Below are 19733 nucleotides of genomic sequence, written 5' to 3'. Positions count from 1 at the left end.
TGGAGTTATGCCGCCTCTTGCACTAGTAACAGGTGCCACTGGCTTCGTTGGCAGTTGGCTTGTAGAATTGCTTTTGCAGCGCGGGTATCGCGTTCGCGTGCTAACACGTTCCTCCAGCTCAAGGAACAACCTGCAAGGCCTTGAGGTGGAATATGTGATTGTCGACTATGCTCAGCCTGAGACGCTGCTGCGTGCCATAGAGGGCGTGGAGTTCGTGTTTCACTCTGCCGCTTTAACCAAAGCGCGCTCGGAGCAGGAGTTTTACCGCGCAAATGTTGAAGCAACAGAGAACCTGCTTAGGGCTACTCAGCATGCTGCAGCTCGCCTTAAACGGTTTGTGCACATCTCGACGCAAGCGGCTGTTGGTCCTTCTCCCTCTGCCAATCACCCCGTCGACGAAACCGCGCCATGCCGACCGCTTACAATGTATGGGCGCACCAAACTTCAAGCCGAGTTAGTTTGTAAAAGGTTTATGTCGGACCTACCTATTACGATTGTGCGTCCATCAGTCGTCTATGGACCGCGCGACAGGGATATGCTTGAATTCTTCAAAGCTGTCAAACTTGGGTTTGTTCCAAAATTTGGTTTCGGTGTCGAAAAGCGGCTTAACATTGTGCATGTGCGCGACCTTGTTCAGGGAATCCTTCTGGCAGCGGAGCACCCTAAGTCCGCTGGCGAGACTTACTTCATTTCATCTGAGCAGTCATACACTTGGGACGAAGTTGGTGAGGCTGCCAAAGCTGCACTGGGTAAATCATTCACTCTTACGGTTACGCTACCCGATTGGCTTGTCTATGGCGTTGCTGCACTGAGCGAAACAATCTGCGCTGCACAAGGCAAAGTCTCCATTATCAATCGTGAGAAAGCGATTGAAGGAGCGCAACGCTATTGGACTTGCTCAATTGAAAAAGCTAAGTCTCAGCTTGGCTATGTGCCTACCACTTCTCTTGAGCAAGGCGTAGCAGAGACCATCGCATGGGCTAAGCAAGTGGGCTGGCTGTAGCCCTCTACTCTGTAACGCTAGCCGAAGCGCTGTAGAGTTTGTTTGCTTCAATGTAGCGTGCAATGACGGAGGGCACTTTGCGCATTGCTTGCTGGCGTTGCACAGGGTCTGAGAGCCTCTGCCGCAATTCGCTCGATGAAATAGAGAGGTCCAACTGAATGAAATGCACTTTCGCATTTGCAAACGCCTGCATAGACTCCCTGCTTATGTTTTGCACTTGCCTTGAAAACACAAGTAACTCCACTATTTCCAAAATTTTTTCAGGCGACTTCCAGCGGTGGAAGATTCGGTAATTGTCTTCGCCAACTGCTAGTAGCCAGCGTGCCGATGGATACTGGGCTTGCCAGTGTTGCAGTGTCTCTATCGTATATGATGGACTGTTTTGTTTTAGTTCCCAGTCACTCACCTCGAAGCAATTACCTGTTGCGTTCAGCTCCTCGGCGAGCTGCTGTGCCATTTCAAAGCGCTGCTGGTCGGTCGCTGTGGTGCCTGCTTTAAGCGGATTGCGTGAGACGCTCAGAATCACTTTATCGGGGCAAATCAGTTCTCGGGTGAGCGTTAGCAGTGCGAGGTGTCCTAAATGTGGCGGGTCAAATGTGCCGCCAAATAGCACAAGTGTTTGCACAGCTATTTCGCAGTCGTTTGTGTGCTTTGTAAGAGCTGCTCTTTCACTACAGCCTTGAAGCCTTCCACTTTGTACTTCTTCTCAGGGAATTTTTCTTCATACTTTTCAATTTCACTTTCGGCTTCGCTCCACTTTTCCCGCACAACCAGCGTCTCGATTTTCCCTAGTAACGCTTCCTCGTAGTAGGGGCTATCAGGGTAGTTTGTCAGAATTTCATCAAAATAAATTGTCGCAGCACGAAAGGCACGTAGCTGGATATACTGCCTTGCACTCTCTAAGGCTTTGAGGGCTAACTTGTTGCGACATTCCATAATTTTTTCCTCTGCCAGTCGAAGCGTGTCGAGCTGCCCCAGCTGTGCCACAAGGCGCGCAATTAAAGCTTCGTAGGTTGCACGACGTGCAGAGTCCTCCACTTCGGCTGCCAAAAGTCGCAAGTCTCGGATTTCCTTTGTTACTTTTTCAGAATCGGGTGCTGGATAGGTGTCAATGTAACTTTGAAACTGTGCAATCGCTCGCTTGCTATACTCTTGGTCTAAGCTGTGAATCGGAGCAAGCTTGTAGTAGCACATTGCAATCTGAAAAAACGCAATGCGGCTGTAGGGCGACGACGGCGTATTGCGCAGCAGCGTCTGATATGCATCTGCAGCTAGCAAATACTGCTCGTAGAAAAAGTAACTTTGCGCTAAGTAAAACTGTACGTCATCTTCATACTCCGTTGCGCGGCTAAGATAAGTGAGCTTGTTGAACTCCAGTTGTGCAGCGTAGTAGTCTTTTTGCTCGAAGAGCGACTTTGCATACTCAAACCGTCCCCTAAGCGACTCATCGTAATAGGTCTGCGCTGAGCCACACCCTACTATGTCGCTTACTATGGCTGTGCCAAGCAGTATGCAGAAGAAATGAGCAATGCGCATTCGTTTCCAAGCATTTGAGTCGAACTAACGGCTTCGAACACTAAAAAATAAAAATACAATAATTCCAATTGCGGACACGACCAACATTGGTGTTGCTGCACTCTCCCATAGCGACGGCACTGGCGTTTTGACGGTTTCTGGGAAGCGCTTATCCTCGAGGCGCTGCAGATGAGTTGCTTGAACTGTATCTTGCCTCGCAAGAGTTAGATTTTTCACCAAAAGCGTCTGTCTGTCCCTACTTAGGACTTTGCAGACTGCCATCAGTTCGAAGCAGCGCTTGGCTTTGTTGTCAGTTAGCCACTCGTAGAAAAACTCAGCTTGTGTTGCGTAGCACTCGAGTGTCGCAAACTCCATAGCTTGCTCCAAGCTATCCCGCTCATAGAGTGAAAAACCCAGTGCAAGGAGCTTGGTTTGCAGTGCGGCATCTAAGAAGCCTTGAAAGGTAGACAGTGGTGCTGGCTTAAAGAGCAAGTTTTTAGGTAGCGGTTGCTGCTGCAGTTCTAATGCTAAGTGCTCGGCGTAGAGTTCAGCAAATACTTGGCTGGTTAGCTTTGGTGATTCTCCTGATAGTTGTGCCCACCCGCCATTTGTCAAGCTTGCCCACGCTACTGCCCATAGTACCACTCTACGCCACATCAGAACAAACTTAGGACAGGTTGAATTTCAAACAGCACGCGCAGAAAAATCTGAAAGTCATTCAGTCGCGCCCCTTCAATGTTGTTAGCGTTGTATCGCCACACTGGTGTAAGATTTAGCTCTGCATTGAAAGCGTTTGAAGGCTGGTAGAAAAAGCCTACTGTGAGTGCAGTGCGCCGTTCTACAATCCCAAATGGAGCTGGCTCGCTGTAGCCTGTTCTCAAATTGTAGCGTGTTGTATCTAACCACGGCTCTGTAAACGGTCCATACAAACTTCCCTCACCTTTGCCAATCATCAAAAGACTGGCAGATACACGAAATTGTTTGAAGAACCAATGTGACACCCCAACCTCTAATGACTCAAAATCTGTGCCTAAGGGATGCGCCAGCGGATTCGTGTCATACATCCAGCGTTGGTAACGATTAAACTGCCGCTGGTGATAGGTGCGGTTGATGGCACGTGCAATCTCAAGAAAGACGTCCGTGCCGTAAATTCCCAGTGGATAGAGCACATTCGCTGCGCGAATCCCAAGTTGCCCAGCCCACAAGTTCGGCTCAAGGGCTGTTTGGTCGACGACATTGAACTGCCAGTCATCTATCACGAAACTGCCATAAATGTTGATGCCATTAAATGGGAAAATACTCAGGTCGAATCCACCGATTGGATTGATTTCCTCACGGTTGTTGTATTGATACGAGTAATAAATCGCAAAAGGGCTTAGGTATCGCAAGTCTAACGGACGTCCACGCCCGCCGTAAAGGTTGCCTTGCCAAACGCCTAAGCGCACTTTGCTTGCGAAGAGATTCAAATCCACACGAAACGCGGTTAGGTAGCGCTCTACCCAGCTTTGAATCGCTCCTAAGGGTGTGCCCTCCTCGCGATACTCAACCTTTTCCAGCATTGCTACCAGATACGTAAAGCGCAGGGTTTTTGTATTGAGCTGCAGCATCAGCTGGTCAAGCGGTCCAGCTGTGTTGGCAAGGCTCAGGCTGTAGCGTCCATAGCCCCAGTTGACATAATCGCGTCCCAGCTTGGCACGGAAAAATTCGCCGTGGTAGGCAAAGTAGGCTTGCTCGTTGTAAGACGTTGCACCCGCAAACGGACGTGTGGGCACAAGGTCGAAGACACCAACCTGTTGCACTACCGTAGAGTTATACAGCACAAAGTCGCGATCGAAGTAAAGCGCCAGACGCCCGCGCCCGCGAAATCGGGGTCGCAACTCAATTCCTCCTTGATTTTCAGGTGGTAATTGCAAATCAGGGCGCGGGCCTTCTCGTCGCTCTGTGATTAACTCTGGGCGCAAAGCAAGGCGCACAGCTGCTCTTGGAAAAGCTTCATCACGTAGCCAGCCCAGTTCATCTTCCAACTCCTGTTCCAGCTTTTGGAACAGCCACAGTGTTACACGGTCTTCAATCGCAAACTTGTCCGTCTCCAAAATTGCCCTTGCTACATCGAGCCGCTCATACGGGCGTGCTACATCATACAACCGCGTGAGATAGCCGCGCACAATGAGTTGGTCAATGATGTCATATGCCCAGTGTCCCGCAGGAAAGGTTTCACCCCCTGCCTCCAGCTTACAGGGCCAAAACAGACTGAGCAGCATAAGGAGAGGGGCGACTGGCGCGATGCGTTTTTGCAGCAAGGTCTGTTTCGTTTCTGGTTTTATGAAGTTTGCTTCTTGATTTCAAAACAAATGCGACTGCACCAAAAGCAGTCGCACTAGTTTTTCTTAAATATACGACTAGCAAGCATTGCTTGCGCAACACTTATTGCTTACAGACACTTTGCTCGACACACTCTCTCTACCTCTCATTGCCGACGCACGAAGCGCACGGCAAATGCTCCATCGAGACGGTGGCGATGCGGAATGATTTCAACTGCACCTTGTTCATTTACAAGATGATGCAACGACTTAGGCAGCACTTCTCGCGCATCTTGAATCTTCCAGTCAGGTCGGTCATAGAGGAATGCGTCGACTAATTGCTGGTTCTCTTCAGGTTCAATAGAGCAAGTGGAATAGACAATCACCCCATCGTCTTTGACACAGCGCGTTGCATTATCCAGCAGTTCGCGCTGCGTCTTGGCTAGGGTAGCAATGTCGTTTGGAGACAGTCTCCAGCGCAGCTCTGCTCGCCGTGACAGCACCCCTGTGCCCGAACAAGGCACATCGAGCAAGACACGGTCGAATTTTTCTTCTGTCTGGAATGTGCGTGCGTCACTCTTTACAGCCTCAATAATGCTTACGCCTAGCGTATTTGCCAAATTGACAATATCTTGCAGTTTGTTGCCGTAAAGGTCTAGCGCCAGAATTTTACCCTTGTTTTGCATCTGCTCGGCAAGAAACGTGGACTTACCGCCTGGCGCTGCACACATATCTAAAATTCGCTCTCCGGGCTGCGCACCAAGCAACATACATGCAATTCCCTGCGACTCGCTTTGTACTGACACCCAGCCTATCTTCAGCAGCTCCTCCATATCAAAGAACTTTTCGGGTGTCAAAAAGCCCTCCACAATACCCTTCGTGTATGTAATGCGCTTTTCAGACAAGGCTTGCTCAACTTCCGCTAGTGTTGTCTTCAAGGGATTGACTCTAAAGGTAATAGAAGGTGGCGTGTTGTTAGCCGTCATTAGTTCTTGCGCCTCTTGCAAGCTAAAGCGAGTCAGCCACCGTTCTAAGAGCCACTTCGGGTGTGAGTATTGCAGCGCAATCTGGTCTGCAAAGGTACCTCCTTTTACCTTGAAGTTAATAGTGTCAAGGTTATTAGCGATGTTGCGTAGCACGCCATTAACCAGATTGCCCAAAAATTGATTTTTCAGCTTCTTTGCCAGCTCTACAGACTCATTGACTGCTGCCCACTTTGGCACTTTGGTGAGGTAGTAAAGCTGATAGACGCCAATGCGCAGAATGTTGCGAATATCGACGTCCATCTTCTTGTAGTCGTGGTGGTAAAATTGCTCAATGATATGGTCAATTTTTGCTCGCTCGCGTAGCGTGCCATAGACCATTTCCATCGTGAAGGCTTTGTCGACACGCTCCAAAGAGGCTTGCTTGAAGTAATGATTGATGGCAGTATCGGACTTGGCTTTGCCCACCTCAACATCTTTGAGGACTTTTACGGCTACTTCTCGCGCTGTCATAATGTGAAAATGTTTGCCTTGCTGAACGTCCAGCGCTTTTTGCGCCACTTTTTCAGTTCGGTTGGAATTTACAACAAAATTTAGAGTTTACCATCAACGTGTGCTGTGCGCCAGCGCATAGCGTTTGAGCGCCTCATCAAGGACGCGCTGGATTAGTGCATCGTAAGACAGACCCGCTTGTCGGGCTGCCATCGGTAAGCAGGAGTGTTCGTCAGGGTTCGGTAAAATGCCCGGCAGTGGATTGACTTCAAGAATGTGCGGCTGGTGGTTGCTATCCAAGCGCACATCAATGCGTGCCCAGTCTCGGCAGCGCAATACTTGAAAGGCTTGCCGACAAAGCCTTGCAATTTCTTCTCCTAAGTCCGTCTCAATCGGCGCAGGACACAAGAAGACCTCGACTGGGCGACTTGGATCGTCCCAAAGCCATTTTGCTTCGTAGGAATAAATTCGGCGCGATTCTTTCGGCAACTGCTCAAACGACAATTCCACGATTGGTAACACTTCCACAGCATTAGCATTGCCTAACAGGCCCACTGTAAATTCCCTTCCCGGTAGAAACTGCTCCACCAACGCAGGCTGATGATACCTCATTAACACTTCCTGTAACTGTGCTTGTAATTCCTTGGCAGAATACACAACTGAGCGTTCAAAAATCCCTTTGCTTGAACCTTCATGCAAGGGCTTGACAATAAGCGGGTAAGTATGCGTGTGTTGCACACATTGCTCTGCTTCTTGATGCGATGCTACGACCTGGAAATGAGGCGTAGGTATGCCGTAGTATGCCAGCACTTCTTTGGTGCGTGCTTTGTCCAGTGTAATGCAGAGCGTGGCTGGATCTGAACCTGTGTATGGAATCCCCATCAAATCCAGCAGAGCAGGAATCTGCGCTTCTCGGCTTGGCAAGCCGATGCCTTCCGCGATATTAAAGCAAATGTCTGGCTTTGTTTGCTCTAAGGTCTCAACAATTGCACGAATCCGCTTAGGGTGGCAATCAATCATTATGAGTTCCGAGACAGCTGGATGGCGACGCAGTGCGCCGGCTACTGCTTGAATGGTTTCAGGATTATCCCATTCAGCATACTCATCTGAGGCATAACGACTGATGCCAGAGTCTATTTCAGGCTTTTGATTGTAAAGCAGCGCAACCTTCATTTTCCTTTTTCAGGCGCAATGGCCGATTCTTCACGAATAAGCGCATCAATGAGTGTAGCCCCTTCCAGATTTTGGACAACCTCAACTGCCCGCTCAAGCTGCGCTCGATACTGCGGCGCTGCAATCAACACAACCTTCTGCTGCCTGAGATAGACCTCTACGCCGTAGATACCTGCCTCAGAGAGCGCCGCATCAATACGCGAAATGAGTTGCCACTCGTTTCTTGCTGGCTTTGGCTTATCGGTTGCTTGATTCATCTTGCGCGAGACCACGATACCTAAAACCGCTGCACCTGCCAAGCCCAAAGCACCCCAAAGCCAACGCATACTGCCCTTTGGCGCTTTTTCTTTACTGCCTGACGATGGGGGCAAGTTTTTGTCTTTGGACATACCAAGTTTGTTTATGAGGCTCAAATACCTTCGACTTGACTGTTTGCTTACGCTCCAGCTACGCAAAACCACTCCCACTCCTCTAAGCTAACAGCTTTAATCCTTCTCCTGACTTGCACACTGAGCTTGAACTTTTTAGGCATAAGCGATGCAAAGATAGCAATTTCTACGGAGTGCATTTAGCTTTTCCTAATTTTTTTCAGCTCTCACTGTGGCTCTGCCGTAGAGAGTATTTACCCGTCGCCCACGCCATTCGGCAAAGCAAAGAACGAATTAGTCGATTTTTTGAGTAAGTCCTCACAAAAGAAAGACTTACACACAGCTAAAATTTTCCCCGAAAGTGCAATCTGCATCTTCCTCTTGTTCGCAAAATGCATAACTTTCAGTAGTGAAATTTAGGAGTAACGCCTGACGGAAAAGTGCCGACTTTCCCCTCCGCTGTGCATCGGTCATTTTTTCCAGACGGCGTATACACCATTGAAAAAGGACACTGGCGGCTGAAAGACCTTCAGCCGCTTTTTTTGTTTCACTGCACGTGCGATTTTTGCCACAGTTGCATTTGCACGCATACTTTCGTCAAACATTAAATGCAGTCAGCAATGAAAACACCAAAAGAACTCTCCGATGCGCTTGTCTCAATTGAAGGTTTAGAGCGCAAGCCAATTGGCATCAAGTTCATCAAGTCGCTTAGCGAAATTCCAGCGGGCGTCAAAAAGTTCGGTGCTGACGCCGAAGGCGTTGCAAAGTCTATGCTTTGCGCAATGTGGGGTGATGCTTTTGCAGGTGCCGGCCCATTTTACACGGTGAAGTCCGACCACATCTGTGGCGGTGGCACGATTGCTGCTGGGTTTGGTTCCACGATGCCTGTGGAGCAAGCGGCAAAGTTTATGATTGGAGAAAATTTAGTCTACGGCACGCTGGAAGGTTTAAAGCGTGCAATGGCATCTACTTTGCCGTTTCAGGACGGTGAGTTTGTGGCACAAATTATCTCGCCATTGGAGCGAATGGATCTAGAGGCACTTCGCCCTGACCTTGTCTATATTATCTGCAAACCGTATCAGGGACAGCACATCTTGCGCGCTTACGGCTTTGACAGTGGCGAAATTGTGCACGGTATTGCTGGCACTTCAACCTGCGAGATGGTCTCCAGCTATGTGATGCATACGGGCAAACCTACTTTTACATTAGGTGATTTGGGTGGCAACACAGGCATGAACATCAAAGATGACGAAGTCTTGCTGGCTTTTCCATTTGCACTCTTAGAAATTGCGGTCAACAATTTGTTGCGCATTTGCCGAAACAGCACGATGTATAGGCACAACCTATACCACGAAAAGCCAGTGCAGGCAACTACGGCCTTATAGCTTGCCAGTAAAAAAACAAAAGGGCGGACTTGCTCTCCGCCCTTTCTTGCGCTTTTTTACACCGTTTGCGTCGATGAGCCACTTAGTGTGCCCACACTGCTCAGCACCGATTCAGCGGCTGCGATTTCTCTGAAGCAGAGCTTGTCCTTGCTTTCATCGAGGTCAATCTCAATTGTGCTTCCCGCCTTGAAGCGTGAGCGCAAAAGTTCTTCAGCGAGGGGATCTTCTACATACTTTTGTAACGCACGTCGCAGCGGTCTTGCACCAAACTTGCTGTCGTAGCCCTTTTCAATCAGGAAGGTTTTTGCTGCCTCTGTCATCTGTACCGACATACCTAACGCTTTGAAGCGAGCATAGACCTTTTCAAGCAGCAGGTCAATAATCTTTGCAATGTGCGCTCTTTCGAGCGGTTTGAAGACCACGACATCGTCAATTCGGTTGAGGAACTCTGGCGAGAAGAATCGACGCAACGCTTCTTCCACAGTGGATTTCACGGAGCGGAATTTGTCTTCTTCTCGCTCGACAGCAAAGCCAATGGTGCCTTTGGCGCGCGCTTCAATATCGCGTGCAGCGATGTTGGAGGTCATAATTATGACCGTGTTCTTGAAATCGACGCGCCGACCTTGCGAGTCGGTTAGAATACCGTCGTCCAGAAGTTGCAACAGCATATTGAAGACCTCTGGATGCGCTTTCTCAATTTCATCGAGCAAAATGACCGAGTAGGGCTTGCGGCGGACTTTTTCTGTCAGCTCACCGCCTTGCTCATACCCCACATAGCCGGGCGGTGCACCGACCAGTCGGCTTACGTTGAAGCGCTCCATGTACTCCGACATATCAATGCGAATGAGCGCTTCTTCGCTGCCAAAAAGATAGCGTGCAAGAGCTTTAGCAAGCTCGGTTTTCCCGACACCCGTCGGTCCTAAGAAGATAAACGAGCCAATTGGACGGTTTGGATCTTTCAGCCCCGCACGGCTGCGCTGAATAGCACGCGTGAGCTTCTCGACTGCTTCGTCTTGACCAATTACTTGCGCCTTTAGCGCATCAGCCATTTTGAGCAGTTTCTGCGATTCGTTTATGCTTACTTTCTCGACTGGTATGCCCGTCATACTGGCTACGACGGCGGCTACTGCATCTTCGGTTACTTCGTAGACTTCATTTGACTCCGCCCATGCTTTCTCACGCGCTTTCAGCTCTTCTTGCACGCGTCTGTACTCATCGCGTAACTTTGCCGCTTCTTCGAAGCGTTGCTGGCGCACCATTTCATTCTTTTCTTTCTGCAGCGCCTCGAGCCGTGCTTCTAACTGCATAATTTCAGGCGGCACCACGATGTTCGACAGGTGCACGCGACTGCCAACCTCATCCAGCACATCAATAGCTTTGTCTGGGAAATAGCGGTCTTGAATGTATCGGTCTGAGAGTTTCACAATTGCCTCAAGTGCTGCCTTGGTGTAGCGCACATTATGGTGTGCCTCGTATCGCGATTTAATTTGCTCCAAAATCTGCAGCGTTTCTTCAGCTGTTGGCGGCTCTACCAGCACCTTTTGGAATCGCCGTTCTAAGGCACCGTCTTTTTCGATGTATTCGCGATACTCATCTAAAGTCGTTGCACCGATGCATTGCAACTCACCTCTTGCCAAAGCAGGCTTGAAGATGTTTGATGCATCAAGCGATCCTTGCCCACCGCCTGCGCCAACAATCGTGTGCAACTCATCGATGAAGAGAATCACATCGGGTGATTTAGCCAGCTCTTGCACCAGAGCTTGCATACGCTCCTCGAACTGCCCACGATACTTTGTGCCTGCTACGACTGCTGCCATATCAAGCGCAACCACGCGCTTGCCAAAGAGTACAGCTGGCACTTGTCTTTTCACAATGCGTAAGGCTAAGCCTTCAGCAATAGCCGTCTTGCCTACGCCTGGCTCACCGATGAGCACAGGATTGTTTTTCTTGCGGCGAGACAGAATTTGAACCACACGCTCAATTTCCTTATCACGACCGATCACTGGGTCAAGTTTGTCTTCCAAAGCCAGTTTTGTTAGGTCGCGTCCGAAGGTGTCCAGTGCGGGCGTCTTTGTGCGTCCTTTAGGCTGCTGGCTAATGCGCGGTTTAGGCGGTTCGGAGGCGGGCACTTCGCCGGCACTAACCAGCTCTGGCTCTTCGCTGCGCACGCCTTTTGCAGATTCCGAACCAGAGTACGACGTCGATGACTCTAAGTGCTCGAGCACCTCACGCTGCACATCGGCATAAGTAACTCCGAACTGGGACAGCGTTTGCGTTACGATTGATTGTTCATCGCGCAAAAGCGACAGCAAAAGGTGTTCGGTGCCGATGAACGACGCCTTCATTGCTTGGGCTTCCAGCGGCATGCGGCGCAAAGCAGCCTCCGCTGATTTTGTAAGCGGAAGGTTGCCAAAAAATGGCACACCTGATGAGCGACCGACCACGTCTTCAATTGATTTTTTCAGCGCATCAATATCGACGCCCAGATTTTCCAAAGACTTAACCGCCACATTGTCTCGGTCACGCAGTAGCCCCAGTAAGAGGTGCTCTGTGCCAATATAGTCGTGACCGAGCCGCAAGGCTTCTTCGCGGCTGAAACGCAATGCCGATTGAACCCCACTTGAAAAGTTCTGTTCCATACTTTCCTCTCCTACAAAGATTGATGTGGCAACCCTAGCAGCAGGCGGTGCGCCTACACTCCTTGCGCCGCACAGTGCCACACTTAGGTTTGCCAAGACTTTCACATGCACAAACGCTGTGCCAAGTCCAAAGTTTCGCCAGTTAAGGGGCAGTTGGCTACTTGAACGTTTGCTGGTTGCACTATCGGGCTACCGTCTCTTTCCACCCTGACAAAAGTAGTGCCACAGACCGATAATTTTTCAGTTCAATTTGGCAAGTGTAGCGACAAAGTGTCAGTAGATACGCCCAGTGTAGCAAGATACCGCCCAAAACGACCCTATCGACTCTGGCAAGTCGCTGAATTTCTGGACATTCAATTGCTTGAGCTACAGCAGCCGTATACATTGCTGTGGGAGGAAGTAGAGCTGGTAGTATGTAGCGGAGCAGAATCCATCAACGTAGTAAAAGCTGTAAACAGAGGGGTACCAAACAATGGCACATCGTAGCAATGTTAAGTGGTTTGACGGCAAGAAAGGTTATGGGTTCATCTTGAACCCCAACGGCGGTGAAGATATCTTTGTGCACTACTCGGCAATTAGTTCAGACCGGAAGTATAAGATGCTCGATACGGGCGCGCCAGTTGAGTTTGAACTAATTACCACCGCAAAAGGACTGCAAGCGCAAAACGTCAGGCAACTGACGCCCTTGTCGTCCAAAGGGCCAGAGTCATCTGGCGAGAAAGGTAGTAGTATGAAGTAGCGGTGCCCGAGCCAAAGAATCTGTCTCCGCTCTATTGCCGTGTGGAAGGCTATGTGCCTCTGAGTCAGGCATATAGCCTTATTTGTTTTTTTTTGGGTACAAACGCTGCCCAGCCGTGGTCAGTGCGGAGAGGGTGGGATTCGAACCCACGATAGCCTGACGGCTATATCGGTTTTCGAGACCGACCGATTCAACCACTCTCGCACCTCTCCGACCTGTGTAAGAAAGAAAGGCAATAAAGATACAACCTTATACACATCTGCCAAAATTGTGGTGCTTGCGCCGTAAAAGGCATTCACGATGCCCGCATGCCGCCCGTCTTGCCACTTGTTTTGTAAATCAACGTGTGTTTGTTACTTTACCGCTACGGCAGGTTTAGCATCTTACATTTGCTATCTGAACATCTTTGCAAGTGAACTTTGTCTCTTGCAAAGGTGATTTTATGTGCAAGTGTTTTTGTGGCAATTGACAACTGTGAAAACTACTGACTCCAAATATGGCAACTCTCTCTATCAGCAATGCATTCTCCAGCAGCAGCCTTAGAGGAAAGCTTGTTCGTGACTTCCTAATCTCTGTCGCTGTTCCTATCCTCTTGGTGAGCATCGGCATTGTAGTTGTTGTCTATTCGATTCAAGACGGGCAGTATAAGCGGTATGTGTCAGAAGTTGATCGAGTTGTTGAGTCTCGCATTCTCGAGCAGGAACGCATCTTGGAGGCTTTGCTTACGCAGAGTCTGCAGCGGGCTGAAAGCAGCTTGAAAGACGAGGTTTCTCGCTCTGCATACCGTGATGCACTTGCGCAACTGAGCTATGCGCCAAATGATGCTCGCTCAAAACTTCACCTCCTAAGCGTCGATGCGATGAAGCGCCTCAGGCTCAGTATGCTCACGATAGTTGGTACCGACGGCCGTGTAATTGTCCGTGCTACTGACCCTAACAAATTCGGTGATGATGTCTACTCACAAGACTATCCGACGGCTGCGCGCCCTGCAGCGGCTCTCGGTCGCCTCTTCAAGCAGGCTTTGCAAGGGCAAGCTACCGCTTCACTTGAGCTTTACCCTGTCGAGGTGCTGAAAACCGAAGCGGTTACTCCGCTCAACGTCGTTCCAAACATCACGATTGCGGGCAAGAATACGCTGGCTGACCAAGCTCGCGTTGATGGAACGGGCTATGGTCTTGATGTTGCAGGTAAAGAAGAGCGCGGCTTAATGCTTAGCGTGGTCACCCCGATTCTCTCTCAATCAGGCGAACCTGTGGCAGTGGTATTTGCTGGCAAATTGCTCAACAAAAATGAAGAGGTTTTGCTAAGCGACTACCATGCCTTTACGCCGAAAGACGCCTTTGCGATTTCATTTACGATTGACAGCATTCGCGTCTCAACTTCTGAACAAGTCTCCAGCGACATTCCTGCATTTGGCTACAAGATTCCTGACTTTGCGTGGGAGCGCGTCAAGAACGAGAAAACTGCTTTTGTAAAAGGCGCAACCACGAATGTAATAGCCCAAGCCGTAGCGCAGTATAATGCACTCAAAAACAGTGCAGGTGAAACAATCGGTGCTTCTGTTGTCTCGCTGGACTATTCACCGTTTCTTTCCCAAATGAAGGCGCAGAAAAGCTCTGCTAACACGCTTCTCTTTACGGTGATTGGACTTCTTTTGGCGATGCTGGCTGGCGGTATGGTTTTGGCATTCTTCATTGCGCAGCGTCAGAGCGACCAAATTCTCTCATCACTGAGCGAAATTAAGTCGCTAATGAGTAGCGTGCTAGCAGGCGATTTCAATGCGCGCTCCAGCCTTGCTACAGGCGATGAGTTTGAAGAAATTGCCAATCAATTCAACGAAATGATTCGTCGCCTTTCAGCACTGATTGAAACGGAGACGGAGCGCGATGCGATGCAGAAGCAGCTCACAGACCTTCTGATTGTCGTGTCGAACTCTGCAGAAGGCGACTTTACACAGCGCGCAGTAGTTACCGAAGGTGCGCTGGGTGCGCTGGCGGATTCCTTCAACCTCATGGTTGATGACTTAGGTAAGCTCATTGAAGAAGTGCAAACTGCGGCGCTTCAAGTTGGTGGTGCTGCCTCTGAAATTTTGGCTGCTACGGAACAAATGGCGCGTGGTGCAGAAGAACAGTCGGTGCAAGTTGCTAATGCTTCTGCAGCCGTAGAAGAAATGGCTGCCTCTATTCGCCAAGTTGCGATGAACGCTGACTCGGCAGCGGAAGCAGCTCAGCGCGCTGCACAGGTTGCACAAACCGGTGGTAACACGGTGCTTGAGACGATTGAAGGGATGAGACGAATTCGCGCAACTGTGCAAGACTCTGCCCAGAAAATCAAATCACTTGGTGAATCGTCGCTTGAAATCTCCAAAATCGTGCAAACGATTGAGGACATTGCAAACCAGACGAACCTTCTGGCGCTCAACGCTACGATTGAAGCCGCCCGCGCAGGTGAAGCTGGTCGTGGCTTTGCCGTCGTGGCTGAACAGGTGCGTGAGCTGGCAGAACGCTCCTCGAAAGCCACTAACGACATCTCACAGCTTGTGCAGACGATTCAGTCAGAAACGCAAGACGCTGTGTCCGCCATGGAACGCGGTACGCTTGAGGTAGAACGCGGCACCAAACTTGCTGACCAAGCTTCTCGCGCATTGGAAGAAATTCGCAGCGTGGTTCAGCAGTCTACGGAGCTGATTCAAGAAATTTCATTAGCCGCTAAGCAGCAGGATATCGCTTCCAGCGGCGTTGTGAGCGCCATGAATGAAGTGTCACAAATCGCTAAGCAATCGCTTCTGGGTTCGAAGCAGTCGGCTCAGCTGGCTATGCGTCTGAACGCCATTACGCAGCAACTTGCTCGCTCTGTGTCTCGCTTCCGCATTCCAGCTTCGTCAGGCACGAAAGAAAAAATTGGCGAAGCGCTCAGCGCAACTCAGCCGCCCACTTCAACGCCATCACCACAAGCCTCTAAGCTTGATGACGTTACGCTGCCAGCGCTTCAAACTGAAGATGACCTTTTCTTAGAAGATAATTTCTCGAACACAAACTCTGGCAGTGCTAACAGACGTCCACTTCCTTGAGGACTTACTCGTGCTGACACTTGGTCATTCGTTAGAAACGGCAACTGTAGAGAAGCAAAATCACGGGAAGGAATATGGCACAAGCAAAGACTCTGACGCAAGGAATAGGCTTCGCTAGGCCCAATCGTCCCTCTGAGCATTCTTCTGCTGAATCTATTGCAGCCTACATTGACGAAGTCATTAGGCTCTTTCTTTCCGACCTTGCTGCACATATCAAGCAGCTGCGGCGTACCCAACGTTCACGTTCCAGCAAGCTCGTGGTGCAATTTTTCCAAGCGCTTGCTAAATCATCCCAGCCAATTACTGACCTCAGTGCCACTGGAATTGACCTTCTGCGAGATTTTGCTGACTTTCTTCAAAGCACGCGCCAGTCGCTTCGGGACGACCTTATGAGCGGTCATCTCAAGGCGCATGATGTTCTCACGCAGAGCTTGGAGCCAACGGCACAATTTCTCAGCGACTCACTAAAAGCAATTGAGGCTCGGAAAGATGTTGCAAAGGCTCTCAGTGATTACATAGAGCAGTTCGAGCGTCTGCAATATGAAGACGCCGCATTTTCGTCGCTACCCGCTTCTCCTGAGACTACGGAGAAGGTGACAGTGTCGCTCCCTGCATTTTCTGCTGTGCCCAAGCGTGCACGCCCTTATTTCGTGAAGGATACTTGCAACCCTGACTTCGGCATTTCTTTTACTTCGCTTTTCAGCTACAGTTTTTCCCTGCCAGCGGCTACCTTTGCAAATGGGAAAAAAGCATCTCGCACTCACCGCACCGCACCACTAGTAGTTACTCGCACCTCTACCGCAGAGACAACGCCACCTGCAATTCGCCAGTTTGTTCGCTTTATAGCAGAACATCTTGACCAGCTTGCACAGCGTGAAAGCATTTCACACCTTGTTTTACGCACTTTCACAAAGCTCTCTAATTCGCCCGACATTTTCGCTGACCTTTCTACACTTTCATTTATCTCTGGCATCTCAGATTTCAAGGATTTTCTCGAGAGTCAGAAATCTGCCTCTGAATCTAAACTTTCTCGTGAGATTGCAAGTGAAGTTGCCACTTACTTGCTTGGCTTGTTCAACACAGCAATGAACAACCCTGCTACAGTAGCACAGCTTACCGATTATGCCGAAAGTGCTCCTGTAGAGCCTGATGAGGTGCTCTCGCTCTTGGACAAAGCTGCACCGCCTCCTCTTGCTGAGCCAGAATCTGCTGAGCTACCAAAGGTCTCTGACATCACGCATATTGTGCAAGATCTTGAACCAGTTTTGCCTGATACCTTGCCTGCTGAGTCAGCTGAACCGACCGAAGCGCAATACATTCAATATGTTACAGAGGTGCTCACACGTGTCAAGGCGCAAACCTCGCCTGACTCTGTTGGCCACAGACATCTTAGCGAACTTCTCAGCTCACCAGATATTCTGGCAGCGCTTAGCCAAACTGAGCACGAGTGGCTAAAAGAATTTGCAAACTTCATTGGTGAGTCTTGGCTTCAACGCACTCCGCTTGCCAAGCTGCAAGCACTGTCGGACGAGATTGTCTCATCGCTTTCAACTGCACTTTCTGCTCAAACTGATGCGCCGTCTGCCCAGCAACTTGATGCAGAGCTGGACGAGCTACTTTCAACTTTGAAGCCCCCACCGTTGCCGGAGGAAGAGCCGCTGCCTACTTTGCCGCCTGCGGCTCTCGAGGAACTTGCACAGGATATTGAGTCCGCCATTGCTTTACCTGATACAGCAACTTCGTCACCTTCAGCAGAGATTTCGGAGACAGCAGATAGCACCACTACGATATCAACCTCATCACTGATTGAATCTGCCCGCTCCGAACTTTCAATACCTGATGCACCAGCGCTCGAGCTGCCTTCGGCAGTCCCTGCCTCAGAGGATGCGGCTATTTCTTCTCCAGATGAAATAGGCAGTCTCAGCGACGCTTTAGCATCATTAGCTGACTCTAACGAGCTCACTTTCCAGATGGATAGCTCTGCTGCAGCAGATATGCCTGACTATCTGGCACTTGCATTAGACACCCTGCGCCAAGTCCGCTTAACCCTTCCGCGCACGGATGCGGGAGAGTTTGCAGCCAATTTCTTTGAGACCATTCTTGCCTCCGATGACTTTCTTGGCGCCTTGCAGACTTCCTCACTTTCGCCGATTCGCGACATTGGCAACTACATTCTTTCCGCCAATCAATCACAGCCGAAGCCCGAAGCGTTTAAGGCAAGTTTGATGACCAAAGTCAATGAAGCCATCGGACTGCTCTTCTCAGAGTTTGAACGCTTGCACGCAGAGCAAGAGCTCTCAGAAGAAATTGACTTTTTACCTACTGATTTCATTTTGCCTGATGAAGCGCTTGATGTTGATGCACCAGCAAGCTCAACCTTGCCTAATCAGACCACTTCTCCTGACACGGAGCTTTTTGTCCATGCGGCCACTACGACTCCGCCTACTGAATTTCAAGATGAGTTGCTTTTACCACCTTCCGAGTCACTCATTGAGCCTTTGCCCGAACTTACCGATGAGCTTTTCAAAGATTTAGATGTCCTTGCTGATTCACCTACTCTAAGCTCATCAGAAGTCGACCTGCACGCACCTGCTGTGTCTCCTACCAGTCAGTCTACTCCAGTTGCCGATACCCCTGCATTGGAGAATGCACTGACTTATGACTCTGCTCTGCACTTTCCTGATGAACCGCAGCCAGATAATCTTCTCTTGTCTGACTGTGGCAACTTAGCCACACAGGAGAATGACCTTGCACTGCTCGATGAGCTATCGGCTCAAGTGCCCACTGCACCTGAACCCGAGCAATCAGTCACTCCCTCCCCTGATACTGGTGCTGAAGACTCACTTTTGCTTCAAGACGATTTGCTTGCAAGTGAGCTGCTCTTAGACGAATCGGCACTGAGTGACACTGCACTTAGTGACTCGGACATGCGCACACAGGAGCTTTCATCACTGTATGACCTTTCAGCCAAGAACAAACCAGCCGACACGCTTTCTGAACAAGCTATTGATGACACGCTGCTTTTCCTTGATGACTCCGCATTCCTTAACTCGGACTTGCTGCTTGATGATACAGCAGGCGCGGACACAGCTAGCACGCAAGCCAATGCTACCGAGCCTTCTGCATCAGCTTCGGCTGCGCCCCAAGAGCCTCAGCTGGCATCCTCTGAGTCGCTCTTGGACTTTTCTAGCACTGACCTTACGCTTGACGATTCGCTTACTGCGCCACCTGAACTTGGCTCAACTGGTGATGCGATGAGCGAGGTTTCTACTGACCTTGCTCCGCCTGCTGTGCCCATGGCTGAATCTACTTCGCCAGCCACGAAATTTGTGCCCGATGAGCTTCAGCAGATTTTTTTGGAGGAGGCGACGGAGTATTTAGAGAAGCTCAACGAGGATTTGTTAGAGTTAGACAAGTTTGCGGACACTCAGCAGCCTGAGCTGGTCAATCGGGTGTTGCGTGGGTCGCACACCATCAAGGGTTCGGCGGCAATGGTGCAACTGCGCAACATCAGCGACCTTGCGCACAAGATGGAAGACTCGTTGCAACTGGTGCGAGATAGAAATCTCAAAGCACCTAAGCCGCTTATTGATGTGCTCTTCCAAGCCGCCGATGCCATCGGCGCCATGCTCAACACCTTCCGCAACACCGGCAAAGATGAACATCCAAAGAAAGATGAACTTGTCAGTATCCTAAAAAATTACACCGACCAGTTAGATAAGTTTGGTACGATTACTGCCAGCGGCACGCCCGAGCCAACGCCCAAATTCGTGCCAAATGAGCTTCAGCAGATTTTTTTGGAGGAGGCGACGGAGTATTTAGAGAAGCTCAACGAGGATTTGTTAGAGTTAGACAAGTTTGCGGACACTCAGCAGCCTGAGCTGGTCAATCGGGTGTTGCGTGGGTCGCACACCATCAAGGGTTCGGCGGCGATGGTGCAACTGCGCAACATCAGCGACCTTGCGCACAAGATGGAAGACTCGTTGCAACTGGTGCGAGATAGAAATCTCAAAGCACCTAAGCCGCTTATTGATGTGCTCTTCCAAGCCGCCGATGCCATCGGCGC

Annotated in this window: 14 protein-coding genes and 1 tRNA gene; 5 read left to right on the top strand and 10 right to left on the bottom strand. The window is 50.0% G+C overall.

Annotated features, from left to right (window positions below; translation table 11 throughout):
* The first annotated feature begins 7 nt into the window (after positions 1–7).
* On the top strand, positions 8–1003 hold the full coding sequence (locus NZM05_05350) for an NAD-dependent epimerase/dehydratase family protein (protein MCS7013041.1): 996 nt from the start codon (positions 8–10) through the stop codon (positions 1001–1003).
* 4 nt (positions 1004–1007) lie between these two features.
* Here NZM05_05350 and nadD read toward each other — a convergent pair whose 3' ends face one another.
* The 7 genes from nadD to NZM05_05315 all read right to left on the bottom strand — a co-directional run bounded on the left by nadD (position 1008) and on the right by NZM05_05315 (position 7855).
* Positions 1008–1628 (bottom strand): nicotinate (nicotinamide) nucleotide adenylyltransferase, encoded by a 621-nt coding sequence (nadD, locus tag NZM05_05345; protein ID MCS7013040.1) that lies wholly within the window; start codon positions 1626–1628, stop codon positions 1008–1010.
* 2 nt (positions 1629–1630) lie between these two features.
* Positions 1631–2539, bottom strand: coding sequence for an outer membrane protein assembly factor BamD (gene bamD, locus NZM05_05340; protein MCS7013039.1), 909 nt, complete (start codon positions 2537–2539; stop codon positions 1631–1633).
* Between the two features lie 24 nt (positions 2540–2563).
* Positions 2564–3175 (bottom strand): hypothetical protein, encoded by a 612-nt coding sequence (locus NZM05_05335; GenBank protein MCS7013038.1) that lies wholly within the window; start codon positions 3173–3175, stop codon positions 2564–2566.
* Positions 3175–4779, bottom strand: a complete 1605-nt coding sequence (locus tag NZM05_05330) for a capsule assembly Wzi family protein (GenBank protein MCS7013037.1) — start codon at positions 4777–4779, stop codon at positions 3175–3177. Before NZM05_05330 ends, NZM05_05335 begins: the two co-directional genes overlap by 1 nt.
* 206 nt (positions 4780–4985) lie before the next feature.
* Positions 4986–6314 carry a 16S rRNA (cytosine(967)-C(5))-methyltransferase RsmB gene (rsmB, locus tag NZM05_05325; protein ID MCS7013036.1) on the bottom strand — a complete coding sequence of 443 codons (1329 nt, stop codon included), beginning with the start codon at positions 6312–6314 and terminating at the stop codon, positions 4986–4988.
* A gap of 93 nt (positions 6315–6407) precedes the next feature.
* On the bottom strand, positions 6408–7466 hold the full coding sequence (locus NZM05_05320) for an ATP-grasp domain-containing protein (GenBank protein MCS7013035.1): 1059 nt from the start codon (positions 7464–7466) through the stop codon (positions 6408–6410).
* The gene (locus NZM05_05315) at positions 7463–7855 is read right to left on the bottom strand and encodes a hypothetical protein (GenBank protein MCS7013034.1); all 393 of its coding nucleotides are present in this window, start codon (positions 7853–7855) and stop codon (positions 7463–7465) included. Before NZM05_05315 ends, NZM05_05320 begins: the two co-directional genes overlap by 4 nt.
* 599 nt (positions 7856–8454) lie before the next feature.
* On the opposite strand from NZM05_05315, the gene NZM05_05310 reads away from it, so the two are divergent.
* Complete coding sequence (locus NZM05_05310) at positions 8455–9219, top strand: DUF169 domain-containing protein (protein MCS7013033.1); 765 nt, start codon at positions 8455–8457, stop codon at positions 9217–9219.
* 56 nt (positions 9220–9275) lie between these two features.
* Here NZM05_05310 and NZM05_05305 read toward each other — a convergent pair whose 3' ends face one another.
* Entirely contained in the window at positions 9276–11858 is a 2583-nt protein-coding gene (locus NZM05_05305; protein ID MCS7013032.1) for an ATP-dependent Clp protease ATP-binding subunit, read from the bottom strand.
* A 181-nt stretch (positions 11859–12039) separates the two neighbouring features.
* Positions 12040–12243, bottom strand: coding sequence for a hypothetical protein (locus NZM05_05300; GenBank protein MCS7013031.1), 204 nt, complete (start codon positions 12241–12243; stop codon positions 12040–12042).
* An 87-nt stretch (positions 12244–12330) separates the two neighbouring features.
* Between NZM05_05300 and NZM05_05295 the strand changes: the two genes are divergently transcribed.
* Positions 12331–12597 carry a cold shock domain-containing protein gene (locus NZM05_05295; protein ID MCS7013030.1) on the top strand — a complete coding sequence of 89 codons (267 nt, stop codon included), beginning with the start codon at positions 12331–12333 and terminating at the stop codon, positions 12595–12597.
* Between the two features lie 125 nt (positions 12598–12722).
* On the opposite strand, the gene NZM05_05290 is transcribed toward NZM05_05295, so the two are convergent.
* A tRNA-Ser gene (locus NZM05_05290) sits at positions 12723–12809 on the bottom strand.
* Between the two features lie 284 nt (positions 12810–13093).
* On the opposite strand from NZM05_05290, the gene NZM05_05285 reads away from it, so the two are divergent.
* Complete coding sequence (locus tag NZM05_05285) at positions 13094–15667, top strand: methyl-accepting chemotaxis protein (protein ID MCS7013029.1); 2574 nt, start codon at positions 13094–13096, stop codon at positions 15665–15667.
* Positions 15668–15741: 74 nt separating this feature from the next.
* The coding region (locus tag NZM05_05280) for an Hpt domain-containing protein (GenBank protein MCS7013028.1) at positions 15742–19733 on the top strand (3992 nt) is incomplete at its 3' end.

This window comes from Chloroherpetonaceae bacterium (assembly GCA_025056565.1).
Classification (GTDB): domain Bacteria; phylum Bacteroidota; class Chlorobiia; order Chlorobiales; family Thermochlorobacteraceae; genus Thermochlorobacter.
The sequence above is the reverse complement of the archived record's forward strand: the minus strand, read 5'-3'. Positions and strand labels throughout refer to the sequence as shown.